Source organism: Asticcacaulis sp. AC460 (assembly GCF_000495795.1).
In the GTDB taxonomy this organism is placed as follows: Bacteria; Pseudomonadota; Alphaproteobacteria; order Caulobacterales; family Caulobacteraceae; genus Asticcacaulis.
On record NZ_AWGD01000001.1, the window covers coordinates 34,468 to 45,438 of the forward strand.

Annotated in this window: 8 protein-coding genes; 4 read left to right on the forward strand and 4 right to left on the reverse strand. The window is 59.5% G+C overall.

Annotated elements, in window-relative coordinates; translation table 11 throughout:
* Positions 1-42 precede the first annotated feature (42 nt).
* Positions 43-1,116, forward strand: a complete 1,074-nt coding sequence (locus ABAC460_RS25590) for a glycerophosphodiester phosphodiesterase family protein (RefSeq protein WP_023451398.1) — start codon at positions 43-45, stop codon at positions 1,114-1,116.
* A gap of 132 nt (positions 1,117-1,248) precedes the next feature.
* Here ABAC460_RS25590 and ABAC460_RS25595 read toward each other — a convergent pair whose 3' ends face one another.
* Together ABAC460_RS25595 and ABAC460_RS25600 are read right to left on the reverse strand one after the other, a co-directional pair.
* Positions 1,249-2,022, reverse strand: a complete 774-nt coding sequence (locus ABAC460_RS25595) for an ABC transporter permease (RefSeq protein WP_023451399.1) — start codon at positions 2,020-2,022, stop codon at positions 1,249-1,251.
* On the reverse strand, positions 2,019-2,954 hold the full coding sequence (locus ABAC460_RS25600) for an ABC transporter ATP-binding protein (protein WP_023451400.1): 936 nt from the start codon (positions 2,952-2,954) through the stop codon (positions 2,019-2,021). The genes ABAC460_RS25595 and ABAC460_RS25600 overlap by 4 nt, the downstream gene beginning before the upstream one ends.
* Positions 2,955-3,287: 333 nt before the next feature.
* Between ABAC460_RS25600 and ABAC460_RS25605 the strand changes: the two genes are divergently transcribed.
* Positions 3,288-4,964 carry an alkaline phosphatase D family protein gene (locus ABAC460_RS25605; RefSeq protein ID WP_023451401.1) on the forward strand — a complete coding sequence of 559 codons (1,677 nt, stop codon included), beginning with the start codon at positions 3,288-3,290 and terminating at the stop codon, positions 4,962-4,964.
* Positions 4,965-5,726: 762 nt separating this feature from the next.
* Here ABAC460_RS25605 and ABAC460_RS25615 read toward each other — a convergent pair.
* Positions 5,727-5,918, reverse strand: a complete 192-nt coding sequence (locus ABAC460_RS25615) for a hypothetical protein (protein WP_023451403.1) — start codon at positions 5,916-5,918, stop codon at positions 5,727-5,729.
* A gap of 204 nt (positions 5,919-6,122) precedes the next feature.
* Here ABAC460_RS25615 and ABAC460_RS51095 point away from each other — a divergent pair, with 204 nt between their 5' ends.
* Both ABAC460_RS51095 and ABAC460_RS25630 read left to right on the forward strand, forming a co-directional pair.
* Positions 6,123-9,185, forward strand: a complete 3,063-nt coding sequence (locus ABAC460_RS51095; protein WP_155914528.1) for a calcium-binding protein — start codon at positions 6,123-6,125, stop codon at positions 9,183-9,185.
* 222 nt (positions 9,186-9,407) lie between these two features.
* Positions 9,408-10,250 (forward strand): sulfotransferase family protein, encoded by an 843-nt coding sequence (locus ABAC460_RS25630; protein WP_023451405.1) that lies wholly within the window; start codon positions 9,408-9,410, stop codon positions 10,248-10,250.
* Positions 10,251-10,299: 49 nt separating this feature from the next.
* Here the strand turns inward: ABAC460_RS25630 and ABAC460_RS49425 are convergent, their stop codons facing one another.
* Positions 10,300-10,758 (reverse strand): hypothetical protein, encoded by a 459-nt coding sequence (locus ABAC460_RS49425; protein WP_155914529.1) that lies wholly within the window; start codon positions 10,756-10,758, stop codon positions 10,300-10,302.
* Between the last annotated feature and the right edge of the window lie 213 nt (positions 10,759-10,971).

Sequence of the window (10,971 nt, forward strand, 5' to 3'; positions counted from 1 at the left end):
GGCTTTTTTATTTCTGTTGCACAAGCTGGATAAATGAGGACCATGAACCGTCGTCAGCTTCTTGCCGCCTCCGCCGCCATGGCTTTTGCCACGCCCGCCCATGCACAACCGAAACGCCCCCAGGTGATCGCTCACCGCGGCGCCTCGGGCTACCTGCCGGAACACACCCTGGCCGTCTATGAGGCCGCTGTGCGCATGGGCGCCGACCATATCGAACCCGATGTGGTGGCGACAAAGGACGGTCACCTGGTGGTGCGCCACGACCCGGTGCTGACGGATTCGACCGACGTCCTCAGCCATCCCGAATTTGCCGATCGCAAACGCACGATCAAATTCAAAACCTTCGAAATCACCGACTTCTTCGTCAGCGATTTCACCCTGGCCGAGATCAAGACCCTGCGTGCCCGCCAGGTCTTTGCCGACCGCAGCCATGCCGACGACGACCGCTACGACATCCCGACGCTTCAGGAGGTTCTGGGCCTGCGCGAACGGTTGTCGCGCCAAGCCGGCCGCACCATCGGCATCGTGCCGGAGATCAAGTTCCCGACCTTCCACCAGGACCTCGGCCTCCCCATCGAGCAGAAACTGGTCGACATGCTCGACCGCGCCGGCCTGAACTCAGGCACAGCGCCGGTGTGGATCCAGTCCTTCGAACAGGCCAACCTCAAGGCCCTCAAAAAACTGACGCCCATCAAGCTGCTGCAACTTATCAGCGGCTCCGACGTCGATGCGACTGGAAACGTCACGCTGCTGCCGCCGGACGACAAGCCCTATGACTGGGTGGTATCGGGCCGCGCGGGCACCTATGCCGACATGCTGACGCCAGAGGGCCTGGACGAAGTCGCGACCTATGCCTCGGTCGTGGCGCCATGGAAGCGCTGGCTGGTGTCCTTCCGCGACGGCCACCCCACCTTGCACACTGACATCATCGCCAACGCCCATGCCCGCGGTCTGGAGGTCTTCACCTGGACCCTGCGCAACGACCGTCTCGATCCGTTCTACAGCGACCCTATGGCCGAGTACGCCCAATTGTTCGGCATGGGTGTCGACGGCGTGTTCAGCGACTTCGCCGACACAGCGGTCGCCGCCCGCGACGCCCTCATCCGCGAAAGATAGACCTTACTTCTCCTCTCCACGAAGTGGGGAGGTCGGGTGAGTGAAGACGGCGTATACGCCGTCGAGCGCAAGGAAGCGGTGGAGGGGTATCTTACATACGCGTCCGCAAAACAGAACGGTTCAGAGTATGACCTACGTCCGCAGCCGGTAGCCTGTCTTGAATATCCACGCCACGATCGCCAGACACACGGCCATAAACGCGAACGTCATCCCCAGACTGATCCACACATTGACGTCGGCCTGGCCGTAAAACGCCCAGCGGAACCCATTGACCAGGTACACCACCGGATTGAACAGGGTCACGGTCTGCCACGCTTCCGGCAGCATCTTGATCGAGTAAAACGTCCCGCCCAGAAACGCCAAAGGCGACAGGATCAGCATCGGCACGGCCTGGAGCTTTTCAAACCCGTCGGCCCACACGCCCAACACAAATCCGAACAGCGAAAACGTCAGCGAAATCAATATCAAAAAGCCCGCCGTCGCCCACGGATGCACGATCTCATACGGCACGAACAGCCGGGCGGTCGCCAAAATCACACAGCCCAGAACCACCGACTTGGTCGCCGCGGCCCCGACATAACCCGCCAATACCTCGACCACCGACACCGGCGCCGACAACACTTCGTAGATCGTCCCGGTGAACCTCGGCAGGTAAATCCCGAACGACGCATTCGACGTGCTCTCGGTCAGAAGCGTCAACATCACCAGACCGGGAATGATGAACGCCCCGTATGACACGCCCCCGACATCGCCCATCTGCGACCCGATGGCCGAACCGAAGACGATGAAATACAGCGAGGTCGAGATGACCGGCGTGGCCAGACTCTGGAACAGGGTGCGGATGCTGCGTCCCAGTTCGTGCCAGTAGATGACCTGAATGGCGTGGAAGTTAAGGCCTTTGGTCATGACTTTCCTCCCACCAGATCGACAAAGATATCTTCCAGCGACGACCGGCTCATATCGACCGATTTGAAATCGATGTTCAGCGCCGCCAAGGCCTTGATTAGTCCCGTCGCGTCGGCTTCGGTGTCCTCGCTCTCGCCCTTCAGCGTCAACTGCAGGACAGTCCCGTCCTCCGACAACGTCACCGGCCACTTCAGCAACTGATGCGGCAGGGACGCCATCGGCTCTTTCAACACAATGCTCACCCGGGTCTGGCCCAGCTTGCGCATCAGCGCATGCTTGTCCTCGACCAGGATGATTTCGCCCTTGTTGATCACCCCGATCCGGTCGGCCATCTCCTCGGCCTCCTCGATATAGTGGGTGGTCAGGATGATGGTGACGCCGCTTTCACGTAAGCGCCGCACCATCTCCCACATGTCCCGGCGAAGCTCGACATCGACTCCGGCGGTCGGCTCATCGAGGAACAGAATCTTGGGCTCGTGCGCCAGAGCCTTGGCGATCAGCACCCGGCGCTTCATGCCGCCGGACAGCTGGGCGATCTTGTTATCCTTCTTGTCCCACAGCGACAGGTCCTTCAGCACCTTTTCCAGGTGCGCCTTGTTGGGCGGCTTGCCGAACAGCCCGCGCGAGAACTCGACGGCCGCCCACACGGTAATGAACATGTCGGTGGCCAGTTCCTGCGGCACCAGGCCGATCGCCGACCGCGCCTTGCGGAAATCCTTGGCGATGTCGTGGCCGTCAGCGATGACCGTGCCCGAGGTCGGCCGCACCAGACCGCAGATAATACCGATCAGGGTGGTCTTCCCGGCGCCGTTGGGTCCCAGCAGCGCGAAGATCTCGCCGCGTTTGATCTCGAGATCGACGTTTTTCAGCGCGTGATGGCCGCCCTTGTAGGTCTTGTCGAGTTTCTCGATCTTGATAATGGAATCGGCCATGCGGGCGTCCTTTTTGGGGTGCCTCCTATATGGCCGAAGCCCCCCGCCGGATCAAGGACACCGCGAATGACTGCTGACATGTGCTGGCAGCGGCGGCAGGACTATCACACAAGGGGAGGCAAGCTCCCTCCTCTCCACGAATGCCTGCCGGCGAGGCTGGGGAGGTGCCGGCGAAGCCGGCGGAGGGGTATCTTTCCGTCAGCGGGCAATCCAGGACGCCAGGAGCGAGCCCCATTAACCTTTCCGCCGAAAAACCGTCATCCAACCGTAAAATCCCTGTCGTCAAATCCCCCTAAGGCCAACCTCATCTGAAACAGCTCGCATGGGGTCGAGATGGCTTTCAACCGGCGTCGCGCCCTTCTGGGCCTGGGTATCCTCGGAGCGTCTCCGGCGCTGGGCGCTTCGGCCGTTGCGCCGGCACCCACAGGCCTGCGCTTCGAGCACGGCGTCGCCTCAGGCGACCCGCTGAGCGACCGGGTCATCCTGTGGACCCGGATCACCGGAGCTCAGGACAGCCTGACCGTCAACTGGCAGATCGCCCGCGACGAAGCCTTCACCGACCTCGCCGCTTCAGGCGCCTTCACCACCGGTCCCAACCGCGATTACACCGTCAAGATCGACGCCCAGGGCCTCGAAGCGGGCCGCGACTACCTCTACCGCTTCATTGCCGGCAACGTGACCTCCCCCATCGGCCGCACCCGCACCCTGCCACGAACCACCAAAAAGGTCACCCTGGCCGTAGTCTCGTGCTCGCTGCACCCCAACGGCTATTTCAACGCCTACCGCGCCATTGCCGACCTCGACAGCGTCGACGCCGTCGTCCACCTCGGCGACTATATCTACGAATACGGCGCCGGCCTGACCGACTACGGCATGGGCAATGGCCGCATGCTCAACCGCACGCCCGAGCCACCGCGCGAAATCGTCTCCCTGTCCGACTACCGCGCCCGTCACGCCCAATATAAAGCCGATCCCGACCTGCAGGCCGCCCACGCCCGGGCGCCATGGATCTGCGTCTATGACGACCATGAAATCGCCAACGACTGCTGGACAACCGGCGCCGAAAACCATGATCCCGACGAAGGCGAAGGCGACTTCTTCGCCCGCAAGGCCGCCGCCCTGAAAGCCTACGCCGAATGGATGCCGATCCGCGAAGCCGCCCCCGGCCGCCTCGCCGAAAGCATCTACCGCAGCTTCCGTTTCGGCGACATGGCCGAGCTGATCATGACCGAGACCCGCCTGGTCGGTCGCACCAAGCAACTCGACTACGACGCCGACCTGGGCGCCGTGCCTGACTTCGACGCCATGCGCGCTAAGATCAACGACGCGGCGCGCGAACTGCTGGGCCCGGACCAGCGCGCCTGGCTGGCCAACACCCTCACCGCCTCCGTCCGATCAGGCGTCCGCTGGCAGGTCCTGGGCAACCAGGTGGTGATGACGCGCACCAACGGCCCGGACGTCATGACCGCCCTGGGCCCCGACAATGTCGCCACCATCCGCAACGTCCTGCCGGAACAGCCGCGCCGCATCCTGGATGCCATGATCGGCCTGTTCAGCCGCTCCGATCCCTTCCCGTGGAACCTCGACGCCTGGGACGGCTACCCGGCCGAACGCGAGCGCCTCTACGGCCTGATCCGCGACGCCGGCGCCCGCACGGTGGTCATTTCCGGCGACAGCCATGCCGCCTGGGCCAACCAGCTCCACGACGCTTCGGGCCAACAGGTCGCCGTCGAACTGGGCGTAACCTCCGTCACTTCACCGACGCGGTGGCTGGATTCCTGGCTGCCGGACCTGCACCTGGCCCAGGCCCTTGCCGACAGCAATGCTGAGATCATCGCGAGCGACGATGGCCACAACGGCTTCGTCCGCCTGACCCTGACGGATGAGGCAATGACCGGCGAATGGATGGCGGTCGACACCATCCTGTCGCGTGATTTCAAGCTGTCGGTGCGCAAGACCTTCGAGGCCCGCGCCTTTGATACCGGCGTCGGCCCCCTTCGCGAAATCTAGACCTTTATCACCTGTAGAGTGTTCAAGCTCCCTCCTCTCCACGATGCCTGCCGGCGAGGGTGGGGAGGGGGACAGCGAAGCGGTGGAGGGGTATACTGTCCCCTCCGCCTCTCCAGGGTTCCGTCAATCGCACAACAAGCTCCGCACCCTCCGGTAAATTCATGTCGACCTTGTGATACATGGACTTTATGAAAAGTTGCCGGACACAACACAACGAACAGAGCAGGCGGAGAAATGACATGGGCTTCTTAGCGTTCTGGCGTTACATATGGGTGCTGACGTCTGTCGTATTGGCCGCCTCGGGATCATCCGTCGCTTTCGCCACTCCCCGCTCACAGCAGCTCGCCTATTTCATCGAAGTCCTATCCGGCGTCGAAGGGGATGACCGGGGAAACCTCAGTCAGCCGCCCCCAACCCGACCAATTGACAATCACATCGCCCTCAAGGGTTGACCTGCCCCTGTGTTATGATGTGAACGCCAACCTGGCGAGCTACTAGGACGCCTCGATCACCACCGATTTTAGCCAGCCCCTGGTTGGGCCCGACTTCATTCACGTTTTTGGACCGCAGGTCTTACCGTGGATCGACGGACGAGACGACGCGTTAGCGACGTTTAGCTACCGTGTTCCCGAGGGCTGGCATCTGGTATCCGACCTGGAGCATGTGTCGAAGGAAACAGCGCGCATATCCGACGTTTTTAACAGCGTGATTTTGGCAGGCAATGACCTGAGCGTTTCCGAAATAACCCTGGGGCATACCTCCCTAAGAATTGCCATGAGGGGTAAATTTGGATTTGATCGCATCTCCCAAAGTGCCCAAGTGAGCGGCTTCCGCCTTCAGCCGTTCGGTCAGTATCTCCATGGCAGAGCGGTTGCGCCGGATGCCGGTCGTGACCGCCTGGCCGAAGGCTGAGACCATGCCCTTCAGGCCGAGTTGGCCAAGGGGCTCGATCATCGTAAGCGGCCAGGCGGCCCCGTGTGGAGGTAGATCTGGTTGATCGTTAGGTTTGCGAGGCGTTTTGCACTGCTATCAGATGTGCAGGGTTGCCGATAATAATGTTCTGTGAATAGGGTAACGACGTCAAACTGTAACCGCGCCGGCGACACTCGTGTGGACCGGCCTTCGTACATATAAACGGTTCGCCAATCGGGATTTTTTATGTCTGAAATTATTGTAACAACCGCCTCTGACAGCAACAATCCCAATGATGGGGTCATCAGTCTTCGTGAGGCAATTGCTCTGGCAGCGTTGAGTGCCGGAAGCGATACGATCACTTTCGATGCTTCGATTAGCCAGATCACGCTCAACGCCAACAGCCCTCTGGTTATTGCGGCCGGCAATTCCGTAAACATCAATGGCGACCTCGATGGTGACGGTCAGGCCGACATCCTGATTTCCGGCAACAACGCAACTCAGCTGTTCAACGTCCGTTCCGGGGGCACGCTACGCCTTGAGTCTCTGGCTCTGGCGGATGGACGTGCGGTCGGTACGAGCGGCGGCGCCGGATCAGATGGTTACTATGGCTATGAAGGATACGCCGGCGGCGGTGGCGAAGCAGGTCAAGATGGCTGGAGCGGGGGCAATGGCACCAGTGCCGCAGGGTTGATTTACAATGCGGGAACCCTGGAAATCGTTCGCACCAGTCTTGGACACGGCGTCGCAATCGGTGGCGCCGGTGGCGCTGGCGGCTCAGGTGGGGCAGCCGGTGATGGCGGGGCAGGATCGTATGGCTATGCCAGCTATGGCGAAACGGGTGAAAACGGAGGAACAGGCGGCATCGGCGGTTCTGGCGCAAACGGCGGCAAGGGAGGCGGAGCGGCGGGAGCCATCCTGAACGCTGGCGGAGGATCGATTACGTTGGTCGATAGTGCGTTTGCCACAGTGCTGGTGCATGAAACAAGTGGCGGTTCATTGCAGACGGTTGGGGCTTTCGGCGCCACGGCGGGTTCCGGTGGCCGCGGAGGTAGCGGTGGCAATGGCGGGCGGGGCGGCGACGGCGCGACAGGCGGGTATGGTTATACGGATTATGTCGACTACTTTGAAGTCTTCGTGTCCCCGGGCGGCAATGGCGGCAATGGTGGCAATGGCGGAAATGGTGGCAAGGGCGGCAACGGCGGTGCCGGAGGGCATGCCGCCGGCGCGATTCTGAATTATGGCACCCTGTCCGGAACCGCCGCTTTCAGCTCTGGCCACAGTGTCACCGCCGGTTCTGGCGGAAATGCCGGGACAAAAGGGCTGGGTGGACATTTTGGGTTCGGCGGGGCTGGCGGCAGGGGAGCACCCTACGGCAACAACGGTCGTAATGGCATCAACGGTATCGATGGACTGAGTGGGACAGCCGGCGCCTCAGGCTCCGACGCGCAAGCGGTTTACAGCAACTCTCCGCAATCGGTCACCATGTCGGACAGCCTGGTCTATTTGCACGCCGGCGGTCTCCAGATTACCGAGGGCAACAGTGGTGGGACGGATATAACCTTCCAGATCAACCGCATCGGTGATTTCACCGAGGCAACCAGTGTCGACTGGACGCTGTCGGGCGGTTTGGGACTAACAGGCACGGATTTTGTGGGGGGAACTATACCTTCGGGCACAGCCACCTTCACCGCCAATTCGACGACATCCGTCACGGTTACCCTACACATTGCCGGCGATAACATTGTTGAAGACGACGAGACATTCAGCATTACGCTGTCCAATCTTTCGGACGCATCGGGCGGAGCAACCCAGGGCCTCGGCACCTCCATCCTGAGTGGTAAGATCACCAACGATGACACCGATGCTGAGCCACAGTTTGTAAGTAACGCGAGCTCGGCAACGGTCGACGAAAACACCGCAGGCACCGTTTTTTCCGCGGCGGCGACGGACGACGGTGTCGGAGGCACAACCCTGACCTATACCCTCAGCGGTGACGATAGCGCTCTGTTCGAAATCGACGCAAATGGCGATGTCCGCTTCCTTGCAACACCCGACGCGGAAGCCCCGGGTGATTTGGATCGCGACGGCGTCTATGACTTTACAATCTCCGTGACGGACGGCATCGCTGGCCACGATATCAGCAAATCCGTCGCCCTGACGGTCGCTGACGTGAAAGAAGCGACGTCCGTTACGCTCACCGCCATTCATGACACCTACATGGCCCTTACCTCCGACGACTTCACCATTAATGGCCTGGCTGGCGACGATACGATTACGACGAACGAAGGTGACGACTCGATCCGTGGCGGCGAAGGAAAGGATGTAATCGTTGCCGGCGGCGGCGCTGACACGATGATTTTCGGAAGTGGTGCCGACGCCTATGACGGCGGAACTGGGACGGATTTGCTTTTGGCTGGAAAGAACGACGCCTATCTGTACTGGGCCCTCACAAGCCATGTTGAAAGGGTAAGTGGCGGCATCTTTACCAATGTGAGAATATTAGGTTCGACTGCCGCCGATCTGATGGACTTGAGCAGTGTGACGCTGACAAACATCGCTTCAATAAACTCGGGGTCGGGCAACGATACCGTCATTGGCTCCGCAGCTGCAGACCTAATCAGGGGCGCCAGCGGACGCGACATGATCGATGGTGGCGCGGGTAACGACACTCTGATCTTCGAGAGCGGCGTTGATACATACGATGGGGGCGATGGCATTGATACGCTGTTGGCCGGCAAGGAGGACGCCTACCTGTACTGGGCCATGTCCAGCCATACCGAAAGTGTGAGTGGTGGCGGTTTTACTGGCGTAAGAATATTGGGGTCCAGCTCAGCTGACCTGATGGATTTCTCCGGCGTGTCGCTGAGCGACATTGATTCAATCAACGCCGGATCGGGTAATGACACGGTCATCGGATCCGTCGGCGACGACACGATCAGCGGCGGGGGCGGAAAGGACACACTGACGGGCGGCGACGGTGCCGATCGATTTGTATTCAGCGCGCTGTCCGACAGTAAGACAGGTGCGAACTGGGATCTGATCACCGATTTCGCCCAGGGCAGCGACAAGATCGACCTGTCGGGCATCGATTCAAACACGGCTCTTGCTTTCGATCAGGACTTCTCTTTCATAGGGTCGGCCGCTTTCAGTGGTTCGGCGGGCCAATTGCGTTACGACAATGGCACCAGCGGCTATATCCGCATACTGGGGGATGTGAACGGGGACGGCAAGGCGGACTTCGAAATCCGTGTTGACTGGGCCTCCATCCCGTCTCACACGCTTTTGGGCACTGACTTCGTACTGTAGAGCGCATTCCCAAGTGTGACGCACGCCTTGAAGTTCGCGTCGAAAAAAAGAGCGCCGATCCGTAAAAAAAACGGTTTGGCTCTCAATAAATTCCTCGTCCAGCGGGATGCTTGTCAGCTATCTCCGTCCTGCAGTGACATATGCAATTTTATTGCGCCTGTACCAATGTGACGTGACCATCGCTGCGGTTGAACTCGGCAAAGCGTGGCAAGAGGCAAGCCCATGAAACAGTTTCATTTTATCACTGGTCTCCCGCGCTCGGGGTCGACAATGCTGAGTGGCATTCTGTTACAAAATCCGCGATTTCATGCCGGTATGACCAGCCCGGTATCGGCCCTGGTCAAGACCGCTATGCGAACCTCTTCCGGACTCGAGGTATCGGCGATGATGACAGACGAGAAAACCCAGCGTCTCGTCCAGGGAATCTTCGCGGCCTATTATGACGATGTCGGGGACGCGGAGGTCATATTCGACACAAGCCGCCAATGGGCTGCCAACCTGCCGCTTGTGACCCGTATCATGCCCAATGCCCGCATTCTGGCCTGCGTCAGAAACCCTGCATGGGTCATTGATTCGATCGAGCAAATCGTTCGTAAAAACCCGCTGCGGCAATCTCGCATTTTCGCGGGCGAAGGCGAGTCGAGCACTGTGTTTTCCCGAGCAGAGGCGGTGATGCGACCCGATCGGCTGGTCGGCTTTGCACTGAATGCGATGAAGGAGGCCTACTATTCCAGCGAGGCTGGCAGGATGTTGCTCATAGAGTATGACATCCTGTGTCAGCGGCCCCGAGAAACCATGAAGCTTGTCTACGATTTTGTCGGAGAGACCTGGTTTGAACACGACTTCGACAATCTCGAATACGAAGCCGAAACCTTTGATAGCCATATGAATACACCAGGCTTGCACACGGTCAAACGCAAGGTGACTTGGGAGCCGCGTGATACCATCCTACCCCCTGAAATCTTCAGTCAACTCGCCGGTATGGCGTTTTGGCGCGATCATCACAAAACGAAGGCTCATATCATCGCTCAGCCACCGGTAGAAAGTGCAAAAGCCGTTACGTGAGATCCGGTGCGCCAGTAGAAGCTTCTGAACGTTTCGCCAGACTAATCAGTTAAAATGGCGAACATTTCGATTCGGGCGCAGTGTGGCGCAGCTCTTTCAATGTAAGGCGAATTGCTTGTTCCGACGTTAAGGAAGCGTTGCTGCACTCTATCTCAGCTAACGCTACATAGAGCGCCACGACTGCGCGATCGGCATTTGGCCCTGCATACCTTAATGCAACAGCATCCCAATGGCGCACCGCATCGTTGGGAAGAGAGAGAAGGCTAGCCAAGGCGTGCACTTCTGCTTTGCTTACCTTAGGATACTTACCTCGTTTAAAATCGTTTGCGAGCTTAAACGTTAAGTTTACCTGGGAATTCGGTGAACCTTCGTTCTTAATTTCCTGGATTTCTGATAACAATTCGCTTTCGGCAAAATTCTCAAAGGCGATCGCCTCGCGACATTGCATTATGAATATACCGGAGAGGCACAATGCAATTACCAATATTTTACGAATATCAACTTTCATAACATCCTTGGTGAAAAATGCCTCGCCAGGAGGAAGTGGCCGTGGAGGGGATCATACACCCGAGAGCGAAATAGCGGGACAGGAGCACCGTTCCTGATACTTTCTATACAGCACTACGAATGCCGTGCCGGCCCCCAACACGACCTCCGCCGCTCCAAGGCCGCAACGCCGGTTCCAGCTCCCTCCCCCTTCAACTACCGTCTTCACGCCAAA

Bases quoted from the DNA above. Each gene is read 5' to 3' on its own strand.
- ABAC460_RS25590 (WP_023451398.1), top strand. From the start codon at position 43: ATGAACCGTCGTCAGCTTCTTGCCGCCTCCGCCGCCATGGCTTTTGCC.
- ABAC460_RS25595 (WP_023451399.1), bottom strand. From the start codon at position 2,022: ATGACCAAAGGCCTTAACTTCCACGCCATTCAGGTCATCTACTGGCAC.
- ABAC460_RS25600 (WP_023451400.1), bottom strand. From the start codon at position 2,954: ATGGCCGATTCCATTATCAAGATCGAGAAACTCGACAAGACCTACAAG.
- ABAC460_RS25605 (WP_023451401.1), top strand. From the start codon at position 3,288: ATGGCTTTCAACCGGCGTCGCGCCCTTCTGGGCCTGGGTATCCTCGGA.
- ABAC460_RS25615 (WP_023451403.1), bottom strand. From the start codon at position 5,918: ATGATCGAGCCCCTTGGCCAACTCGGCCTGAAGGGCATGGTCTCAGCC.
- ABAC460_RS51095 (WP_155914528.1), top strand. From the start codon at position 6,123: ATGTCTGAAATTATTGTAACAACCGCCTCTGACAGCAACAATCCCAAT.
- ABAC460_RS25630 (WP_023451405.1), top strand. From the start codon at position 9,408: ATGAAACAGTTTCATTTTATCACTGGTCTCCCGCGCTCGGGGTCGACA.
- ABAC460_RS49425 (WP_155914529.1), bottom strand. From the start codon at position 10,758: ATGAAAGTTGATATTCGTAAAATATTGGTAATTGCATTGTGCCTCTCC.